The sequence below is a fragment of the Achromobacter kerstersii genome (assembly GCF_902859595.1).
Taxonomy (GTDB): Bacteria; Pseudomonadota; Gammaproteobacteria; order Burkholderiales; family Burkholderiaceae_B; genus Achromobacter; species Achromobacter kerstersii.
Genome location: NZ_CADIJQ010000008.1, coordinates 220,980 through 240,987 on the forward strand (window position 1 = coordinate 220,980; position 20,008 = coordinate 240,987).

The following is a 20,008-nucleotide window of genomic DNA, read 5'->3' on the forward strand; positions in this document are numbered from 1 at the left end:
GTCGTCTTGAATCACAACCTGAGACTACGGGTTTACCTGAATCACTGCGGCCAGCGGCGCACGCGTCTGGTAGTCAGGGATGATGCGGATCTGCGCTTCGCCGGGCAATTGCACATAACGGCCTAGTCCATCTGGCGCCAACGCGCCGACTGCCATTCGCGCCAGGGGAACGCCCTGGGCGTCGTCGATGGCGATGTGCATTGCGGCCGGGTCCAGGCCGTAGGATTCGCCGGGATGCGGGCTCAGGATGCGGTCGCTGCGCGCTTGGGAAAACAGCGAGACGAAGTCGGCGGCGTCAAAGGCTTTGCCGATGTGCGCGGGCGTGGCGGCCCATCCGCTTGCCCCTCGCGTCAGGGCCAGCGTGGATGCGGGTGTGGACAAGGTGATGCGCGCGGCCTGATCCGCGTTCCACGCATACAGGCGCGCGGGCTTGCCGGTGTCGTCATGCAGATGGGAATGGCCGCCATGCGCAGCGGGCGACTCCGTGGCTTCGCGCCATTGCCACGCCGACAGCGCGACGCCGGCCGCAAGCAACAGCGGCCAGACGAGGCGTGCGGGAAGGCGTGCGGCGGGCGTCGTCCCGGTAGATGTGGCGGCAGTCGCCGCGGTCGCCGCGGCCGCCGCGGTCGCCGTAGTCGCCGCTGTCGCCACTGTCGACGTGGCAGCCGTCTTCGTCGCGTTCACCGCCGCCTCCACCACAGCAGCAATCCCGTGAACAACGCCAGCAGCGGCAAGGCAACCGTGCTGGTCCAGAACACGGTGCGCATCTGATTGTTCGTAAGTTCGACGCGGCGGTTTTCGTAATGACGGGGCCGGATCGTCAGCAGGGCATCTTCGCCCGCCAGCAGCGTCACCGCGCTGGTGAACAGCGCGCCATTGCCCAGCGTGGCGAAATGGCGGTTGGTGGCGAAGTCGCTATCGCCCGCCACCAAGAGCGTGGGCCGCGCCGATCCGTCACTGCTGGCCGCCTGCGCGTTACGCGTCGCCAGCGCCATCAGGGTGTAGCGCGACGGCGGCTGGCCCGGCAGATGCGCCTGGCTGGACGTCTGCGCCAAAGGCGTCACGACGACGCCCGGCGGCAAGCCATCGCCCGCGGGTTCCAGCCCTGCCGCACCGGGAAAGAAACTTAGCGGCAAGCCACGCGTCATCTTGTGACGGGTGTAGTCGCTGACGGCCGGGCTGCCCGGGTCGTTGCGATAGTGGCTGCCCGGATCTGCCAGCGCCCCCGCCGGGCGCGCGATGCCAAAGTCGCCCAGTAACGCGTCCAGCCCATGGCGCGTGTCCGGCTCCAGCAGCAGCAAGGTCTTGCCGCCGGCATTGGTCCAGCGGCGCAGCGCCTGGGCATCGTCATCACCAAAGGGCGTGCGCGGCCCGGCCGCCACGACCACCGAGCAACTCGGCAAGGCCTGCGCCAAGTTGCCCGCGTTGACGCTGCGCGTGCCGAAGCCCAGGGTCTGCAAGGCGTTGCGCGCCATCGCCATGCCGTGCTGCTCGTGAACCTCCACGCGTGCGACCAGGTTTTCGTCGTCGCCATGGTCTTCCAGATCGTCCAGCGACGTCAGGCTGTTGAGCATGGCTTCGCGATGGCCTTGCGTGAAGCAGACCGTTTGCGCGCCGCGCTGGCTGATGCGGATCAGCGCATTGGTGAAGTCGGTTTCGGTGCCGCCGTTGATCGTCATCTTGCGATCATCCGAGGCCAGCACTGCGCTGCCCGCAAACTGGATGCCGGCTTCGCGCGCCTCGGCCGGACGCAAGGCCGGGTCCACGCCGCGCACGCGGATCAGCGGGTTGGCGTGTTCGTACTGGCGCAGCAGCTCCAGCGCGTCGACCATGCTTTTGTTGCGCAGGTCGTAGAACCACGTCACGTTCACCGGCTGCTTGATCTGCCGCGCCACCTCGACACTTTCCGGCGCCAGGCTGTAGAGCCGCTGCGCCGTCAGGTCCACGCGGCCCAGATGGCGGGATGTCCACAGGTTCAGCGCCAGCAACAACGCGGCAACCGCCAGCACCGGCAGCCACAGCAGCAGCCGCTTGCCCGCGCGGCGCACGCGCGAAGAGGAATGCGCGCTCATCGCAGCCTCCAGCGCTTCAGGTTGACGGCGGCGATCATCAGCGCCAGCACGGCCACGCTAGCCAGCGTGACCGTGGCCGGGCCGGGCAACACGCCACGGATGAAGTCCACATGCTGCGCCGACAACGACAGCGCTTGAAAGAACGGCGACAACGCGGGAAACGCATCCAGCGCCGCCGGATAGTCGATGAACCACAGCAGCACCAGAATGCCCCAGGTAGCGCTGGCCGCGACAATCTGATTGGTGCAGGCGCTGGACACGGCAATGCCAATCGCCAGGAACAACGCGCCGTACAGGAACACGCCGATGTAGCCGCCCACGATGGGGCCGTAATCGGGCTGGCCGTACCAGGCCAGCGGCAACACGGCGGCGGTCGTGCCCGCCAGCATCAGGGCCAGCATCGTCAAGCCGGCCGCGTACTTGGCGGCCACCAGCGTGGCGTCGGACAACGGCAAGGTCAGCAGCAATTCCAGCGTGCCTTGTCGCGCCTCTTCCGCGAACGCGCGCATGCTGACCAGCGGCATCACCAGAATCAGCAGGATCGTCATGTTGTGAAACGCCGTCACCATCTGGCCGGTGCTGACGAAGAACAGGTTGAAGCTGAACAGGTACCCAGACAACGCCCAGAACACGGCCACCACCACCAGCGCCACGGGCGAGCCGAAGTCGGTGCGCAGTTCTTTCCGGTACAACGCGGCAAAGCCTTTCATGCCCGCCTCCGCATCAAGGGATCGTTGGGCGCCAGGGCCGCCAGCAGCCGGGTTTCGACGGCGTCGTGTAGCGACAGCACGGCGCGCACTTCGGCATGCGCGAGCACGATGCGCAGCACGGCGTCGCAGGTGGCTTGGCTAGCTGCGGTGTCGGAAGCGGTCGTGGAAGCGGCGCCGGTTGCGCCATCAGCCGTCTCCCAACTGATCCGCCACTTGCTCACACCGCCGTCACCTTCGATGGCGTCCACGCCACGCACGCCCGGGCAGGCCGACAACGCCGCCTGCAACGCCGCGTGGCGCGCAAGCGGCAGCGCCAGCTGCAATTGCAGGGCGGCCTGCGCCTGGCCCAGCGCGGCGTCTTCCACCAGCCGGCCGTGGCGCAGGATGGCGATGCGCGTGCACAGCGCTTCCACCTCTTGCATCAGGTGACTGCTGAACACCACGGCGCGCCCTTCGGCGCAACGCCGGATCATCGCGCGCGCCTCCACAATCTGCACCGGGTCCAGGCCGTTGGTGGCCTCGTCCAGCAGCAGCACGGGCGGATCATTCAACACGGCTTGCGCCAGCCCCACGCGCTGGCGCTGGCCTTTGGACAAGCGGCCGATGGCGGAGCCCGCCACGCCTTGCAGATCGAAGCCGTCGATCGCGCGCTCGATGGCCTGGCGGCGCGCACGCGCCCCGCCCGCCACCTTCACGCCCGCGCCGAACTCCAGGTACTGCGTCACCGTCAGCGCGTCATACAGCGGCGCGCGTTCCGGCAGATAGCCGATGTCGGCATTGCCACGGCCGGGAGCCGGCTCGCGCCCCCGGATCGTGATGCGGCCGCTATCAGGCGTGTAGAACCCGGCCATCAGGCGCAGGGTCGTCGTCTTGCCGCTGCCGTTCGGCCCAAGCAGGCCCACAATTTCCCCGGGCCTGACGGACAGGCTCAGGGAATGCAGGACCTGCCGCGGTCCGAACGACTTGCAGACCTCGTGCAAAACAACAGCCGGCTGCATGGGGCGCCTTGGGTCGGGGTTGCGGGGGGGGGTGGCGTGGGTCAGCGGTGGCCGGCGTCAGTCGAAGACTTTCGTCTTGGCGTTCTGCGCATGCTGCTCCGCATCATGGCTATACCAAAGCTGGCCCTGGCGCGCATCGCGGATCTGCTTGAGCCGGTCAATCGCCAGCATCGACGCCGCCGTATTCCAGGTGATGCCCGGGATCACGCCCGCTTCGTTCTCGCCGGTATAGATGGCGTCGGCCGCCAGCAGCACCGTGCCGGTGTTCTTCAGCTTCACCTGCAAAGACTGGTGCCCTTGCGTGTGGCCCTTGGTGTCCAGCAGCACGATGGTGCCGTCGCCAAAGAGGTCGAAGTCGCCTTCGACCTGGATGAAGTCGTAGTCGCGCGTGGTGTCGAAGTCTTTCATGACATAGGCGGCGCGCTGGAATTTTTCGGGCCACCAGGCGGCGCGTAGCTCAGCCTTTTGAACAACGTGCTTGGCCTTGGGGAACATCTTGATGTTGCCGGCGTGGTCCAGATGGAAGTGCGAGTACACGACGTACTTCACGTCGCTGACGTCAAAGCCCGCGGCCTTCAACTGGCGGTCGACCACTTCGTCGCGGCCCTGAATGGAGTTGAACGCGCCGCACAGGCCCTGGCCCCAATAATTGGCGCAGTTGCCATCGGCCGTGGCCTGGTTCATGCCGGTGTCGAACAGCACCAGCCCGCGCGGGTGCTGGATCACATACGCCGGCACCGGAATCTTGATCTTCGTGCCCACGTCCACCATGGCGGTCATGAAGCCCTTGTCCAGTTCGATCTTGCCAACCGATAACTGCATCAGCTTGATGTCGGGCGGCGGGTCAGCGGCTTGCGCCCCGGCCGCCATCAACACGGATACGCCCACCGCACCTGCAAACGTCTTCCAGCTCTTGCTCATTGTTGTCTCCTCGGACCAACGGGGGAGCCGCCACCCGAGGGCGACGGCCGATAGCAAGCCACCCGGTGTGTCCCGGGTTTCTTTCGATAGGGTCTGCTGTGCGGGGCTGACTGCGCGGCCGGTGGACTCACCGGCCGAGACGGCATCTGACGGCCGTTTTCTCTGAAGCGCACTCTGACGCAGCGCCGAGGGGCTGCCAATTAAGGTTTTATTAAGCTGGGCTTCGCGGCCCGTGAACGGGTAGGAACCCTTAGAAGCCGGAACCCTTAGTCGTCGGAACTCTTAGGAGTCGGAACCCTTAACAGTAGGAACCGTTAACAGTAGGAACCCTTAGCGGTAAGCGCATTCACACCAGGTCTGCCCCCTTGCGCCGCGTGAACTGCGCCAGTGACCGCAACGCCAGCGCGTGCATGGCGGCCACCGACGGCAGCAGCGTTTCTTCCTTGCGGGTCAGCACGCCGACGATGCGTTCCACCGTGGGTTCGGCCAATGGCACGAACGCCAAGCCGGACCCCACTGAAGGGCGCGCCAGCACCGGCAGCACCGTCACGCCCAGGCCGCTCACCACGCTGGCCAGCAGCGAGGCGCGGTTGGACACGATCATGGCGGGGTCATCAATGCCGCAGCCCAGTTGCCGGTTCTTCAGCGTGTCGAAGGTGGCGTTGCCGATCAGCCGTTCGTCTTCCAGCGCCGACCACGGCACCGGCCCGCGCCGGCGCGCCAGCGCATGCCCCTTGCGGCAGACCAGCCCGAACGCATCGCGCGCCACCGGCGTGAACGCGACCTCGGCCGTGCGCGGCACCTGGCCCGCCACGCCGACTTGCACCTCGCCATTCAGCACCAAGCGATGCACATCCTGCGACGACTCATCCACCGCCCGGATTCGGATGTCTGGATGATTGCGGGCGTACCGCTCCAGCAGCTTCGGCAACCACTCATCCGCCAGCGACGGCATCACCGCCAGCGACACCGGGCCCGTGTTGCCCATGCCCAATTGGCGCGCCGCATCCAGCACGCGGTCGTGCGTGGACAGCAGCTCACGAAACAAGGGCGCCACGGCTTGCCCCAGCGGCGTCAGCTGCGCGCGCTTGCCCGCTTCGAAGAGCGGCGCGCCCAGTTGTTGTTCCAGGTCTTGCATGGCGGCGGACACCGCCGCTTGCGACCGGTGCGTGCCTTCGGCCGCCAGCCGGAAACTGCCATGGTCGGCCGCCAGCAGAAACTGGCGCAGGTGTTGGATCTTCAGCGGAGCAGGCATGACGCGGCCAAGGTTGAATTCAGATTTTCTGAAATTAACTTACGTTAATTTGGATTGTCAAAATTTGGCCACCGCTTCAACAATGGCTCCATCGTTATCCACATGCACGGGAGCTATGGAATGGCTTTGCAAGTCCGCAAGATTGTCAGTTATGTCGAGAAGACCCTTATCGAAGGCGGCAAGGCGGCTGAACGCCCGCTGATCATGATCGTGGCCGCCGCCGTGATTCGTAACCCGTGGGCCGGCCTGCCCTTCCAGGAAGACCTGCGCCCGCAGATTCTGGAAAACGCGCCGCCGCTGGGCGAGCTGCTGGTGGAAGAGATCTTGCGGCAGGCAGGGTCCGCCGATCAGATCGAAGCCTATGGCAAGGCCGCGGTGGTGGGCACGGCGGGCGAAGTCGAACACGCGTCCGCGCTGATCCACACGCTGCGCTTTGGCAATGCGTATCGCAATGCCGTGGGCGGCACCAGCTACCTCAGCTTCACCAACATGCGCGGCGGCCCTGGCTGCGTGATTTCGGTGCCACTGATGCACAAGCAGGACGAAGGCCTGCGCTCGCACTACCTGACCGTGCAGACCAACATTGCCGACGCGCCGGCTCCGGACGAAATCGTCATCGCGCTGGGCGCCGCCACCTCGGGCCGGCCGCATCACCGCATTGGCAACCGCTATTCCGACTTGCAGGAACTGGCGCAAGAGGCGCAATCGAAATGAGCGCGCCCCGTCGCCGCTCTGGCCGCGGCGCGCCATTAGTGCTGCTGCACGGCGTGGGGCTGGACCACACGCTCTGGGATGATCTTGCGCCGCGGCTCGAAGCCGACTTCGACGTGCTGCGCTATGACCTGCTTGGGCACGGGGCTGCGCCCGGCATCACTGGCACGGCCGACATCCAGGACTTCATCTCGCAGCTGGATGCAGAGCTGGATCAGGCGGGCTGGAAGCACGCCAACGTGCTGGGCTATTCCATGGGCGGCCTGATCGCAGGCGCCTATGCCGCCGCCCGGCCGCAGCGCGTGAAGCGGCTGGTGCTGCTGAGCACGGTATTCCAGCGCACACCGGAAGAGGTGCAAGCGGTGATGGCGCGCCTGGACGCCGCCGCCACGCAGGATGTGCAAGCCGCTGCCGCGGTCTCGTTGCAACGCTGGTTCACGCCCGCGTTCCAGGCGGCGCGGCCCGAGCGGGTGGCCGCCATCGGCCAACGGCTGGTGCAGAACGACCGCGCCAATTTCCTGGCCGCCTACCGCTTGTTCGCCGAAGGCGATCAGATCCTGGCGCACGCCGCGCCCGACATTGCCTGCCCCACGCTCGCGATGACGGGCGAGCACGACGTCGGGTCCACCCCGCGCATGACGCGCGGCCTGGCGCGGGCGCTGCCCGACAGCCGCGCGCGCGTCATCGACGGCCAACGGCATATGCTGCCGGTAGAGGACCCCACCGTCGTCGCCGCAGCGCTGCACGCTTTTTTATTGCCGGCCCGGCAGCCGGCCACCGCTGAATCGTCCGCCTGATAGAGACGATCGGCACGCGCCCCCACGGGCGGAGATGGAGACAACCGCATGCATCGCAGAACTGTTTTGAAGCACCTGGCCCTGGCCGCGACGGCGCCCCTGGCCTTATCGCTAAGCCGCTACGCCGCCGCACGCGACGCGCCGTTGCGCGTGATCGTGCCCTTCCCGCCCGGTGGCGGCACCGACGTGCTGGGCCGCGTCATCGCCGCGACGTTGGAAAGCGCGCTGGACCGCTCCGTGGTCGTGGAAAACAAACCCGGCGCCAGCGGCATGCTGGGCGCCGACTACACCGCCAACGGCGCCAAGGACGGCAGCGTGCTGTTGTTCGCGGGGCTGGTGCCATCGGTGCGCTACTACGCGCGTCCGCCAGAAGAGGTGTTGAAACAGCTGGCGCCCGTCTGCCCGATTGCGCGTTCGCCGTATATGGTGGCCGTGAACAGCGAGCTGCCCGCCAAGACGCTGGCCGAACTGGTCGCCCAGGCCAAGCGCGAGCCCAAGGGGCTGACCTTCGGTTCGCCCGGCAACGCCACACCGCAGCATCTGGCGACCGAGCTGCTGCAAGCCGCCTGCGGCATCGACATGCTGCATGTGCCGTATCGCGGCACCGGTCCCATGATGACGGACCTGCTGGGCGGCCAGATTCAACTGGTGGTGGCCACCGTTGCCGCCGTCGAACCGTATCTGAAAAGCGGCCGGCTGCGCGTGCTGGCCGTGACCAGCCGCGAACGCCTGACGAAATACCCCAACATTCCCACCGTCGCCGAAAGCGGTTACGCCGGTTTCGATGCGCAAATTCAATTCGGCACTTACTGCGCGGCGGGCACGCCGGACGCGACGATTGCCGCACTGAACCAAGGCATCAACCGCGCGCTGCAAACCGACGCCGTCCACGCCAAGCTGGCCGAACAAGGGTTCCAGCCCACCGGCGGCACGCCCGCGCAGTTGCAACAGGCGTTGCTGTCCGAAATCCGCGACGTGGCCGGGCTGGTACAGGCGGGCAAGGTGCGGGTGGACTTGTAGCGATCTGTAGCGGCCCGTAGCGAAAGGGGGCTTACGCCGGCAGGCTGCGTGATTAGAATTCGGTCTTCTTCGTCCCTGCCCGCCCACGATGCCCCGCCCCCTTTCCTGCTTGACCGGCGCCCTGACCTTGTCCGCCTTGTTGACCGGCATGGCGCAAGCCGCAGGCGGCCCCTGCCCCCAGGCGGCCGACATCGTGCGCACCGTCTATCAAAACCAAGATAAGCCCGACCACGAAGGCCGCATCCGTTTGAAGCAAGGCCACGCCATCGTGACGATTTCTGACGCGGACGTGGGCGCGCCCTTCGCGGTGGCGTGCAAGGCCTGGCCGGCCAATCCGGACTTGCTGCTGGTGGCGGTGCCGTTGATGCAGGACACGCCCGACCCCGAAAACGGCCACGAAGGCAACCTGGAAGTGCTGGTGCTGGACCGCCAGACGCTGCAAGTGCGGCAGCGCCGCACGCTGGTGGATCTGATGTCGGATGACGCCGTGCGCATCGACGGCCTGTCGTTCGATACGGCGCGCTACGACGTCACCGCTGACCGCCGCGCCTTCGGTATCCGCATCGAACGCCAAGGCGCTTCGCGCGCCAACCCTTTTGACGAAACCAGCTTGCGGCTCTTCACCGTGGAAGACAACGAATTGCGCCTGGTGCTCGACGGCCTGAGCGTCCAGCGTTCCTCCGGCGAATGGGACACCACCTGCGCGGGCGAATTTAGGGAAAGCGCGGTCAGCCTGGCCATGGGATCGGCGCAAACCAAGGGCTACCGCGACATGGTGGCCACCGACTCGCACTCCGCCAGCCGTGCGGTGGTGCAGCAAGACGGCGGCTGTTCTGAAAAAACCGTCAGCCAGGGCAAGACGCGCCACACGCTGCGCTTTGACGGCAAGCGTTATCGGATTCCCAAGGCGCTGCGGTCCATGGACAGCGACACCGCTGGATAGGCTGCTAATTTCATAGCCCTCCTATAGGCAGTACCGGCATAGCTGTCCACTATGTGCGAATTGACGCACTTAGTGGGGGCAACGTGAGTCAGAAACATAGCTTTCGATTCAGCTTTGGCATCGTTGGCGGCATGGACTTCGAAGTGGTCGAGTTCACCCTGGACGAGGGCTTGTCCGAGCCTTTCCGCCTTGAACTCGAACTGGGCAGCCACGACGCCTCGGTGGACTTCGGGCGGGTGCTGGACCAACCTGCTTTACTGACCATCTGGCATCACGACGCACCCGTACGATATGTGCACGGCGTGATTTCCCGCTTCGAGCAAGGCACGACCGGATTTCGCCGCACCCGCTACCGTGCCACCGTCGAACCCTTGCTGGCCCGCGCGGGCTTGTGTTCCGACTGGCGTATTTTTCAGCAACTGTCCGTACCCGAAATCCTGCAAGCCGTGCTCAAAGAGCATGGCATCCTGGACTACGAGCAAACCGTCACCCACGCACATCTGCCCCGCGAATACTGCGTGCAAGCGGGCGATACCGATCTGTACTTTATGGAACGCCTGGCCCGTGAAGAAGGCTTCTTCTATGCCTTTCATCATCACGTCAAAGGCCACCGGATGGTCCACAGCGACCGCTTGCACATCCATGGAACCATCGACGGCGACCCGGTGCGCTACCAGCCCGCGCCCGGTGGCGACCAACCCGAACCCGCGCTGCGCCGCTTCTCCTACGCTGAACAAGTCCGCACCGCCCGCCAAACCCAACGCGATTACACCTACACCCACCCTCGCTACAGCCAGGAACACAGCCGCGATGGCGTCGACCTGGATCATCAGCATCGTCATTACGAACGTTACGACTACCCAGGCCGCTACAAACGTGACGAAGCCGGTAAACCCTTTACCGAAAACCGTTTGCGCGGCCTGCGGCGTGATGCGCGCATTGCCACCGTCGAGGGCGACGACCCGCGTCTGGTTCCGGGATTGTCGTTTGAACTACAAGGCCACCCCCGCGACGACCTCAACCAAGGCTGGCGCCCGATCCGCATCCGTCATCACGGCGTGCAGCACGCAAGTCAACAAGAAGACGGCGCCGATGCTCAGCAAGGCACCCGCTACGGCTACACCGCGGAACTCGTCTCCAAACATACGGAATGGCGCGCAGAACCCTTGCCCAAGCCGCGTATCGATGGCCCTCAAATTGCGACGGTGACGGGGCCTAAAGGCGAAGAAATTTATTGCGACAGCTACGGCAGAGTCAAAGTGCAATTCCCCTGGGACCGCCTGGGCCAACACGACGAGCACAGCTCGTGCTGGATCAGGGTGTCGCAAAACTGGGCCGGCGCAATGTGGGGGCACATGGCCATTCCCCGCATCGGGCAAGAAGTGATCGTGAATTTTCTGGATGGCGACGTCGACCAGGCGGTCATCACCGGCCGCACCCACATGGCGCTGCAACTGCCCCCGTATGAACTGCCGCGCCACAAGACGCGCATGACCATCAAAAGCCAGACCCATAAAGGCGAAGGCTACAACGAGCTGCGCTTCGAAGACGAGCGTGACCAGGAAGAGATCTTCGTCCATGCGCAGCGCGACCAGAACATCCACGTCAATCACGACGAGACCACCTTCGTCGGGCACGACCGTAGCGAAAAGGTGGAGAACGACGAAACGATCGTCATCGGCCGCAACCGCAAAGAAACCGTCTCCAATGATGAACAGGTCGACATCGGCCAAGACCGCCGTCACCGCACCGGTCAGGATGACTTTCTGAACGTGGGCCGCAACCACACCATCCATACCGCCAAAGACCGTACTGAAGAAGTCGGCAATAGCCGCCGCGATAAAACCACCGCCAACCACTGGACCGAAATCGGCGGTTACGCCGAAACCAAGGTTGAAGGCTACGACTTGCTTGAGGCGGGTCAAAAGATCCACCGCAAAACCACGGTGTACGAACTGCAGACTGGCGAGAAGGTGGTGTTCAAAGGCCCGGGAGGAACGATCACCATCGACGGCTCGGGCATCACGCTGGATGGGGTCGAAATAAAGATCAACGGCCCGTTGAGTCACAGCGCAGGCGGAGGCGGCAGCGCGTTCCAGATTCCTGGAATCCCGGCCCTATCGCGCGAAGCCGACGCCGCAGATATTCCATTGTCCGAGTAACGGCGCCCGGTGGGCGTCCAAATTTGGGAGTGAGGCCGACATGCTGATCAGTGCACCCTTCCTGCGCGCCGTGCTGCAAGCCGAAGATGCCGAAAGCAACGCCTATTGGAGCCTGGGCGAGAGAACCGGAAAAGGCGCGTTTCCCGTCAGCCACCAGTTCGGATGGCATGGCGGCGTGCATCTCGTGGCGCCGGGGTCTCCACAGAATCCCGAGCCGGTCCGCGCCATTGCCGATGGCGTGGTGGTCTATGCCAGGGAAAGCAACCCGCCGCCGCAAAGCAGCCCGTCAACAGCCCCCGCCAATGATCCCTTGATGTACTACAAGGGCTGGACCAGCAACGGCGTCTTGGTCTTGAAGCACGACACCGAAATCGGTGAAGGCGTCAGCGTCACGTTCTACTCGATCTATCAGCACCTGCATGCGCTGGGAAACAAACCGGGCACAAACCTGCCGCTGAAAACAGGCGACGCCGTCTACCGCAAAGAGGCTATCGCGAAAGCCGGGTATATCTACGGCGAACGAGACCGTATCCACTTCGAGATCGTGGCCGATCAGGCCAACGTCGATAGGCTCTTGGGCCGCAGCACGGGCAAGCTGAAAACTAACGAAGGCCGCCGCAACTGCGTGTGGGGCGATATTCATTTTGTGCTCCCCGCCAATACCCCGCTGTATGAAGTGAATCCGCGGGAACATCGGAACACCTATCTCACTCGCCTGTTCGACTCCACACAACCCCGCAACGCTGACAGCCCCGAGTTCATCGCGTCGCTGTTTGACACCACACCCAAACGGCTGTGGGAGATGAACCGCAAATCTCTGAGCGGCGCCAACCGGCTCGGCGGGGAAAAAGACTGGTTTGACCGGGTGATCGGCGTTCATCAGAAAGTGCACAACAAGCCAGAACCTACCGCGATGGAACGCACCATCTACGTGCCCGGCGTGTACGGCGCACTTACCCATATCGTGCCCGCCGGGTCCAATCCGGAACACTGGGCCACTTGGCACGTCCCGGTCGCTGCCACAACACAATCGGAACTGGTGATCAGCATCAGCGAACAGCGGGGTGCTTTTACCGTGACGGCCCGCAACATGCACGGCAAGGTCGTCGGCATCCTGCAAGGCGCCGCCGAGAAAAGCGAGAGTTCCTACGAGCTTTACAAAACGGCCGTCAACACGTATCCGGGCTGCCCCAGCGCAGGGTTTGAAATGCTGCGCTTTGGCCGTGTGCTGGGCCCGGATGCGCCGGCGCAAAGCGATTTGTATAACGGCCGGCTGCCACATATCCGCAGAATCAGGCTCTCGGATGGCAGCATTTTCCATGTTGATCTGAATGCGGCAGGCGTACGCGTCTGTAGCGATGCGGATTTTCCGCATTGGCAAGGCTGGACATTTATTGATGACGACCTGGATGGGAATAGCCGGTGTGATTCAGGCACGCTGCTGAACCTGATTGAGCCGTTGAAACCCACCGCGCATCCAGCGCCGCAACTAGGCGATTTTGGCGACTTGATCCACAAGGTGGCCGAGGGCGTGCACGCCATGATGCAGTACCAGGACCGTCTGGCACGCGCGACCGCCAAGATTCGCACCGCGCAGGTATCCAAGATGCTGCGCCGCTGTGTGGTGAAGATACCTACGGAATGGTCGCGTGATGATTTTGATCAGCGATGGCGTTGGTTGAAGGTCGACGACCTTGATCAACGTCCGGCGAATGTGTTGAGGACAAGTGAGTGTCTGAGCGACGAGGCGTATGGCAGGCTGAAGCGGCACCACCTGGCGCTGGCGTTTTGGGAGGAGGCGCAGGGGAAGGGGCTGGAACTGGATAAGGTGCATTATCACTTTCATCCGTTGCAGTTTATTGAAGAGTTTAAGAAGTGCGGGTGGCTTAGCGCAAAGGAAATGGTTCAAATGCTCCCAGCAACCGGATTGGGACTTACATACGAAAATGCCATGTCCATTATTACCGAGGGTCAACATCGAAACGACAAATATGTCGTCCCGGCCGGAATGCACAAGGCTCTTAATCTCATCCGCAGAAAATACTATCTGGAAAATCCGCTACGCACCGCCCATTTCTGGGGGCAGATCGTGCAAGAGACAGATGGCTTTCAAACTGTTAGAGAGTATGCAAGTGGTGCAGCCTACGACGAACGTCCGGATCTCGGAAATACGCTTCCAGGGGACGGGCCTCGCTTTCGAGGGAGAGGTGTCATTCAGCTAACGGGGCGAGCCAACTATAGAAGATATGAAGAATATCGCCGAATCAACGTAACCCTTGAACCTCATCAACTTTTGCTTGAGCAAGATGCATATTCAGCTTGTGACGCGTCCGGCTTCTATTGGGTCGCGGAACGAACTCGAGATAGGACACTAAACCCCCCGGACAGCGCCAACAAATATCGGTGGCGATTAGATGGCCTCACCAACATAAACACAAGAGCGGATATACAGAACTTTCAAGACTTGAATGCCGGCTCACACATTACCGCCGACGTATTAAATGTGACTCTTCAAGTAAATCGCGCAGCGCTGCACTTGAACAAGAGAGTGATGTATTTTTCCCACGCATATCAAGCGGTATCAGACGATATTTTGATTACCCTTCCTGGCGGCAACATTCGATCATGAAAAGGAAAATGACGTTAGGCGGAATACTCATCTGCATCAGCACTGTATTTTTCGATTCCCGAGCTTCAGACCGGGTGACTGCCTTTGACTTATCTTCTGTGTGCGGATATTCGGTCGAGTCATCTCGACCATTAGATATTCAAGCCACTGGCTGCAGACTGTTTTATGAAGATAAAGTTAACAGTCCTGCGTTCTACGGGAGCATTAACTCTTTCAAGTCAAGCGAGAAGTTTTATGTTGACCTAACGCATCTTAAGTATGTGAATGGCCGATTACATTCCTTAAGAAACGACTACTACGATGGAGCGCGCGACACGAGACAGACCATTATTAAGAGACGACACTATTCGTTCCCGCATAAAAACAAACAGAACACCGTAATAATTACGCGCCTGGAGGTCGACTACCTAAGGGAAACACCGGGTTCTTCAGAAATAGAGTCCGTCAAAGAGCAATACGATTGCTGGGACGGCGTGGCCTACGGCACCACTTTTGGCGTTCGGTATTCGCTCTGCTCCTTAGTGGATGCCCGCTCAGCCGAGCTATTTTCGAATACGCGCTGGCAATACCAAGTCATACAGAGCCTCAAAATCCAGTAGGGGACGCGCGCTCCCCGCAAGCCCCTCCGCCGCTTGCACCTTGCCCCATCCCAAGCTAAATTGTTGACAATCTGGCGTCCAAGCACGCCTTATCCCGATTTTTACCCCTGAAACCGGATAGATTGTTGACACAATGAGCAAAGTGCTGACCCTGCCGGGCACCGTGCCGGGCGATGGTGAAACGCTGTCGGATCACATCTTCAAGAAGATCCAGGCCGCTATCGTCAAAGGCGAGATCGCCCCGGGCAGCAAGATTTCCGAGCCCGAGCTGGCGCGCATTCATGGCGTGAGCCGCGGGCCGCTGCGCGAGGCGCTGCATCGGCTGGAAGGCCAGAAGCTGCTGGTGCGCGTGCCGCATGCGGGCGCGCGTGTCGTGTCGCTGTCGCAGCAAGAGCTGTCCGAACTCTACGAAATCCGCGAATCGCTGGAAGGCATGGCGTGCCGGCTGGCTGCCGAACGCATGCCGCCGTCTGAAATCGCTGAACTGCGCGGCGTGCTGGAAGCGCACGAGCGCGACGCGGCCTTTCAAGCCGGGCTGGGCTATTACCAGCAGGAAGGCGATTACGATTTCCACTACCGCATCGTCAAGGGCAGCGGCAACCAGATGCTGTTTCGCATGCTGTGCGACGAGCTCTATCAATTGGCGCGCATGTACCGCATCCAGTACTCGACCACGCCCAACCGGCCGCGCCAGGCCTACGCTGAACACCACCGCATTCTTGACGCCATTGCCGACCGCGATGGCGAGCTGGCTGAAATCCTGATGCGGCGGCACATCCGTGTATCGCGCATCAACATCGAACAACAGATCGCGCAGAGCAAGCAGCAGCGCACGGAGGCATGATGAATCACTCGTACCGCAAGACCCTGCCCGGCACCCGCCTGGATTATTTCGATGCGCGCGCCGCCGTCGAAGCCATTGCGCCGGGCGCTTACGCCGGCCTGCCCTATACGTCGCGCGTGCTGGCTGAGAACCTGGTGCGCCGCTGCGACCCGGCCATGCTGACCGATGCGTTGAAGCAGCTGATCGAACGCCGCCGCGACCTGGACTTTCCGTGGTTTCCGGCGCGCGTGGTCTGTCATGACATCCTGGGCCAGACCGCGCTGGTGGACCTGGCAGGCCTGCGTGACGCCATCGCCGAAAAGGGTGGCGACCCCGCCAAGGTGAATCCGGTGGTGCCGGTGCAGTTGATCGTGGACCATTCGCTGGCCGTGGAATTTGACGGCACCGACCCCGACGCCTTCGCGCGCAACCGCGCGGTGGAAGACCGCCGCAACGAAGACCGCTTCCACTTCATCGACTGGACCAAGCAGGCGTTTCGCAACATCGAAGTCGTGCCGCCGGGCAACGGCATCATGCACCAGATCAACCTGGAGCGGATGTCGCCCGTCATCTACACGCAAGACGGTGTGGCGTTCCCCGATACGCTTGTCGGCACCGACAGCCACACCCCGCACGTGGACGCGCTGGGCGTCATCGCCATCGGCGTGGGCGGCCTGGAAGCAGAAAACGTGATGCTGGGCCGCGCGTCGTGGATGCGCCTGCCGGACATCATCGGCGTTGAACTCACCGGCCGCGCGCAACCCGGCATCACCGCCACCGACGTGGTGCTGACGCTGACCGAATTCCTGCGTAAGGAAAAGGTGGTGGGCGCGTACCTGGAGTTCTACGGCGAAGGCGCCGCCAGCCTGACCTTGGGCGACCGCGCCACCATTTCGAACATGGCGCCCGAGTACGGCGCCACCGCCGCGATGTTCTCGATTGACCAGCAGACCATCGACTACCTGCGCCTGACCGGCCGCGAAGACGACCAGATTGCGCTGGTGGAAACCTATGCCAAGACGGCGGGTCTGTGGTCCGACAGCTTGAAGACCGCCGAGTACGAACGCGTGCTGCGTTTTGATTTGTCGACCGTCGTGCGCACGCTGGCCGGCCCGTCGAACCCGCATCGCCGCCTGCCCGTGTCGGATCTGGCCGCGCGCGGTATTTCCGGCGTGGTGGAAAACGAACCCGGCCTGATGCCGGATGGCGCGGTCATCATCGCCGCCATCACCAGCTGCACCAACACCAGCAACCCGCGCAACGTGATTGCCGCCGGCCTGTTGGCGCGCAACGCCAAGGCCCGCGGTCTGACGCGCAAGCCCTGGGTGAAGAGTTCGCTTGCGCCGGGCTCCAAGGCCGTGCAGCTGTATCTGGAAGAAGCCGGCCTGCTGCCCGACCTGGAAGCGCTGGGCTTTGGCGTGGTCGCGTTTGCCTGTACCACGTGCAACGGCATGTCGGGCGCGCTGGACCCGAAGATCCAGCAAGAGATCATCGACCGCGACCTCTATTCCACCGCCGTGCTGTCCGGCAACCGCAACTTCGACGGCCGCATCCATCCCTACGCCAAGCAGGCCTTCCTGGCGTCGCCCCCGCTGGTGGTGGCCTACGCCATCGCCGGCACCATCCGCTTTGACATCGAACGCGACGTGCTGGGCCGGGACCAGAATGGCCAGGAGATCCGCCTGAAAGACATCTGGCCCAGCGACGAAGAGATCGACGCCGTGGTCAAGTCCGCCGTCAAGCCGGAACAATTCCGCAAGGTGTACGCGCCGATGTTCGGCATTCAGGATGACCGTAAAGCCGGCGTCAGCCCGCTGTACGCCTGGCGCCCGCAAAGCACCTACATTCGCCGTCCGCCGTACTGGGAAGGCGCGTTGGCCGGCGAGCGCACGTTGCGCGGCATGCTGCCGCTGGCCGTGCTGGGCGACAACATCACCACCGACCACCTGTCGCCGTCCAACGCCATCCTGCTGGATAGCGCGGCGGGTGAATACCTGGACAAGATGGGCCTGCCCGAAGAAGACTTCAACTCGTACGCGACCCACCGCGGCGACCACCTGACCGCGCAACGCGCCACCTTCGCCAACCCCAAGCTCTTTAACGAGATGGTGACCAACGACGACGGCAGCGTGAAGCAAGGCTCGCTGGCGCGCGTGGAGCCCGAAGGCCAGGTCATGCGCATGTGGGAAGCCATCGAAACCTATATGGACCGCAAGCAGCCCCTGATCATCGTGGCCGGTGCCGACTACGGCCAGGGCTCGTCGCGCGACTGGGCCGCCAAGGGCGTGCGGCTGGCGGGCGTGGAAGCCATCGTGGCCGAAGGCTTTGAGCGCATCCACCGCACCAACCTGATCGGCATGGGCGTGCTGCCGCTGGAATTCAAGCCGGGCGTGAACCGCAAGACGCTGGCGCTGGATGGCACCGAAAGCTATGACGTCATCGGCGAACGCAAGCCGCGCGCAGACCTGACGCTGGTGATCCACCGCCGCAACGGCGAGACCGTGCAAGTGCCCGTCACCTGCCGTCTGGACACGGCGGAAGAAGTGTCGATCTACGACGCGGGCGGCGTGCTGCAACGCTTTGCACAAGACTTCCTGGAAGCCGAATCCGCCACCGGCGCCAAGCAGGCCGGCTGAGTATGACTCCCACTGGCGGGTGCCCGCACGCCCGCCAGGCTTTCACACCGAATCCGCACATTCGCACCGAGATATCAGGACAACCCATGGCCCATGCTCCCCAGACCAAGATTGCCGCCACCTACATGCGCGGCGGCACCAGCAAAGGCGTGTTCTTCAAGCTGGACGATCTTCCCGAATCCGCCCGCGTACCCGGCGCCGCGCGCGACGCGCTGCTGATGCGCGTGATCGGCAGCCCCGACCCCTACGGCAAGCAGATCGACGGCATGGGCGCGGCAACGTCCAGCACCAGCAAGACCGTTATCGTCGGCAAAAGCACGCAGCCCGATCATGACGTGGACTACCTGTTCGGCCAGGTCTCCATCGACCAGCCGTTCGTGGACTGGAGCGGCAACTGCGGCAACCTGTCGGCCGCCGTCGGCCCATTTGCCATCACCAACGGCCTGATCGACCCCGCCCGCGTGCCTGCCAACGGCATCGCGGTAGTGCGCATCTGGCAGGCCAACATCAAGAAGACCATCATCGCCCACGTGCCGATGACTGACGGCGCGGTGCAGGAAACTGGCGACTTCGAACTGGACGGCGTGACCTTCCCCGCCGCCGAATTGCAGCTGGAATTCATGGACCCGGCCGAAGACGGCGACGGCGGCTCGATGTTCCCCACCGGCAATCTGGTGGACAACCTGGAAGTGCCGGGCGTGGGTACGTTCAAGGCCACGATGATCAACTCGGGCATTCCAACCATCTTCCTGGACGCGTCCGCGCTGGGTTACACCGGCACGGAATTGCAGGACGACATCAACGGCGACGCCGCGGCGCTGGCCCGCTTCGAGACCATCCGCGCGCACGGTGCGCTGCGCATGGGCTTGATCAAGAACATCGCAGAAGCCGCCGCCCGCCAGCACACGCCCAAGGTGGCGTTCGTGGCGCCGCCCAAGGCGTATGAATCTTCCGCCGGCAAGGCCATTGGCGAAGGCGACGTCGACGTGCTGGTGCGCGCGCTGTCCATGGGCAAGCTGCACCACGCCATGATGGGCACGGCGTCGGTCGCCATCGCCACCGCCGCGGCCGTGCCCGGCACGCTGGTAAACCTGGCGGCAGGCGGCGGCGAACGCGATCAGGTGTGCTTCGGCCACCCCTCCGGCACGCTGCGCGTGGGCGCGCAGGCGCAGTTGGTGGACGGCGAATGGAAGGTCACGAAAGCCATCATGAGCCGCAGCGCGCGGGTGTTGATGGAAGGTCGGGTTCACGTGCCAAACGTCGGATTCTGAGCCGGAATTGATCGTCTCAGGTTGCGAGCAAACACTCGCAACCCCCATTTTTACCGGGTTTTTTAGGCCTGAAGGGTAGACGCCGCCGTCGTCTATCCCTATACTCTTGGCCTGTTGTTACTCATCACCGGACCCTGACGATGCATCGTCATCCCAGGGCAACCGTCACACGGCCGCGCACAGCGGCCCGGCGCCAGCGCCGAAACACCACCACCCAGCCGCCAGGCTTATACCGGCGGCTGCGGAACAAAAACCTGCTTACCCAGCAGGACCATTGCTCACCGCATTGAGCTGCGCCTGCATCTAGGGCTTCGAGCTATGGCGTCGAATTACGCGTTCTGACTACGCGCTCGAACGACGTCTTCGTTTCCATGATGCGCCGGCCCGATGCCGCAGCAAGACACCATCACGGTGTGTCTTGTGTCTTGTCCACCCCGGGCTGCCATCCCCTGCCCGGGCGG

The 20,008-nt window shown here is 63.5% G+C and carries 15 protein-coding genes; 9 read left to right on the forward strand and 6 right to left on the reverse strand.

Annotated elements, in window-relative coordinates; translation table 11 throughout:
* Positions 1-24: 24 nt before the first annotated feature.
* The 6 genes from HV765_RS22295 to HV765_RS22320 all read right to left on the reverse strand — a co-directional run bounded on the left by HV765_RS22295 (position 25) and on the right by HV765_RS22320 (position 5,956).
* Positions 25-684, reverse strand: a complete 660-nt coding sequence (locus HV765_RS22295) for a DUF4340 domain-containing protein (protein WP_254600677.1) — start codon at positions 682-684, stop codon at positions 25-27.
* A complete protein-coding gene (locus HV765_RS22300; RefSeq protein ID WP_175170977.1) occupies positions 681-2,072 on the reverse strand; it encodes a GldG family protein in 1,392 nt (463 codons plus the stop codon). Before HV765_RS22300 ends, HV765_RS22295 begins: the two co-directional genes overlap by 4 nt.
* Positions 2,069-2,782, reverse strand: a complete 714-nt coding sequence (locus tag HV765_RS22305; RefSeq protein WP_054427586.1) for an ABC transporter permease — start codon at positions 2,780-2,782, stop codon at positions 2,069-2,071. Before HV765_RS22305 ends, HV765_RS22300 begins: the two co-directional genes overlap by 4 nt.
* Positions 2,779-3,780 (reverse strand): ABC transporter ATP-binding protein, encoded by a 1,002-nt coding sequence (locus HV765_RS22310; RefSeq protein WP_175170978.1) that lies wholly within the window; start codon positions 3,778-3,780, stop codon positions 2,779-2,781. Before HV765_RS22310 ends, HV765_RS22305 begins: the two co-directional genes overlap by 4 nt.
* Before the next feature lie 57 nt (positions 3,781-3,837).
* Positions 3,838-4,701: an N-acyl homoserine lactonase family protein gene (locus tag HV765_RS22315; RefSeq protein WP_054427584.1), complete on the reverse strand. Its 864-nt coding sequence runs from the start codon at positions 4,699-4,701 to the stop codon at positions 3,838-3,840.
* A gap of 346 nt (positions 4,702-5,047) precedes the next feature.
* Positions 5,048-5,956, reverse strand: coding sequence for a LysR family transcriptional regulator (locus HV765_RS22320; RefSeq protein WP_175170979.1), 909 nt, complete (start codon positions 5,954-5,956; stop codon positions 5,048-5,050).
* A 120-nt stretch (positions 5,957-6,076) separates the two neighbouring features.
* Between HV765_RS22320 and HV765_RS22325 the strand changes: the two genes are divergently transcribed.
* From HV765_RS22325 to prpF, 9 genes are all read left to right on the forward strand, one after another.
* Positions 6,077-6,670: an amino acid synthesis family protein gene (locus HV765_RS22325; RefSeq protein WP_175170980.1), complete on the forward strand. Its 594-nt coding sequence runs from the start codon at positions 6,077-6,079 to the stop codon at positions 6,668-6,670.
* The gene (locus tag HV765_RS22330; RefSeq protein WP_175170981.1) at positions 6,667-7,464 is read left to right on the forward strand and encodes an alpha/beta fold hydrolase; all 798 of its coding nucleotides are present in this window, start codon (positions 6,667-6,669) and stop codon (positions 7,462-7,464) included. Before HV765_RS22325 ends, HV765_RS22330 begins: the two co-directional genes overlap by 4 nt.
* Positions 7,465-7,512: 48 nt before the next feature.
* Positions 7,513-8,484, forward strand: a complete 972-nt coding sequence (locus tag HV765_RS22335; protein ID WP_175170982.1) for a Bug family tripartite tricarboxylate transporter substrate binding protein — start codon at positions 7,513-7,515, stop codon at positions 8,482-8,484.
* 127 nt (positions 8,485-8,611) lie between these two features.
* Positions 8,612-9,427 carry a PA3715 family protein gene (locus HV765_RS22340; protein WP_254600678.1) on the forward strand — a complete coding sequence of 272 codons (816 nt, stop codon included), beginning with the start codon at positions 8,612-8,614 and terminating at the stop codon, positions 9,425-9,427.
* An 83-nt stretch (positions 9,428-9,510) separates the two neighbouring features.
* Complete coding sequence (locus HV765_RS22345) at positions 9,511-11,589, forward strand: type VI secretion system Vgr family protein (protein ID WP_254600679.1); 2,079 nt, start codon at positions 9,511-9,513, stop codon at positions 11,587-11,589.
* A 40-nt stretch (positions 11,590-11,629) separates the two neighbouring features.
* The gene (locus tag HV765_RS22350; RefSeq protein WP_175170984.1) at positions 11,630-14,218 is read left to right on the forward strand and encodes a M23 family metallopeptidase; all 2,589 of its coding nucleotides are present in this window, start codon (positions 11,630-11,632) and stop codon (positions 14,216-14,218) included.
* A 732-nt stretch (positions 14,219-14,950) separates the two neighbouring features.
* Entirely contained in the window at positions 14,951-15,661 is a 711-nt protein-coding gene (locus tag HV765_RS22355; protein ID WP_054427576.1) for a GntR family transcriptional regulator, read from the forward strand.
* Positions 15,661-18,276, forward strand: a complete 2,616-nt coding sequence (gene acnD / locus HV765_RS22360; RefSeq protein WP_175171046.1) for a Fe/S-dependent 2-methylisocitrate dehydratase AcnD — start codon at positions 15,661-15,663, stop codon at positions 18,274-18,276. The genes HV765_RS22355 and acnD overlap by 1 nt, the downstream gene beginning before the upstream one ends.
* 86 nt (positions 18,277-18,362) lie before the next feature.
* Complete coding sequence (prpF, locus tag HV765_RS22365) at positions 18,363-19,547, forward strand: 2-methylaconitate cis-trans isomerase PrpF (protein ID WP_175170985.1); 1,185 nt, start codon at positions 18,363-18,365, stop codon at positions 19,545-19,547.
* Positions 19,548-20,008: the final 461 nt, after the last annotated feature.

Coding starts and splice junctions, on each gene's coding strand:
- HV765_RS22325 (WP_175170980.1), top strand. CDS start 6,077: ATGGCTTTGCAAGTCCGCAAGATTGTCAGTTATGTCGAGAAGACCCTT.
- HV765_RS22315 (WP_054427584.1), bottom strand. CDS start 4,701: ATGAGCAAGAGCTGGAAGACGTTTGCAGGTGCGGTGGGCGTATCCGTG.
- HV765_RS22310 (WP_175170978.1), bottom strand. CDS start 3,780: ATGCAGCCGGCTGTTGTTTTGCACGAGGTCTGCAAGTCGTTCGGACCG.
- HV765_RS22350 (WP_175170984.1), top strand. CDS start 11,630: ATGCTGATCAGTGCACCCTTCCTGCGCGCCGTGCTGCAAGCCGAAGAT.
- HV765_RS22335 (WP_175170982.1), top strand. CDS start 7,513: ATGCATCGCAGAACTGTTTTGAAGCACCTGGCCCTGGCCGCGACGGCG.
- HV765_RS22320 (WP_175170979.1), bottom strand. CDS start 5,956: ATGCCTGCTCCGCTGAAGATCCAACACCTGCGCCAGTTTCTGCTGGCG.
- HV765_RS22355 (WP_054427576.1), top strand. CDS start 14,951: ATGAGCAAAGTGCTGACCCTGCCGGGCACCGTGCCGGGCGATGGTGAA.
- acnD (WP_175171046.1), top strand. CDS start 15,661: ATGAATCACTCGTACCGCAAGACCCTGCCCGGCACCCGCCTGGATTAT.
- prpF (WP_175170985.1), top strand. CDS start 18,363: ATGGCCCATGCTCCCCAGACCAAGATTGCCGCCACCTACATGCGCGGC.
- HV765_RS22305 (WP_054427586.1), bottom strand. CDS start 2,782: ATGAAAGGCTTTGCCGCGTTGTACCGGAAAGAACTGCGCACCGACTTC.
- HV765_RS22300 (WP_175170977.1), bottom strand. CDS start 2,072: ATGAGCGCGCATTCCTCTTCGCGCGTGCGCCGCGCGGGCAAGCGGCTG.
- HV765_RS22330 (WP_175170981.1), top strand. CDS start 6,667: ATGAGCGCGCCCCGTCGCCGCTCTGGCCGCGGCGCGCCATTAGTGCTG.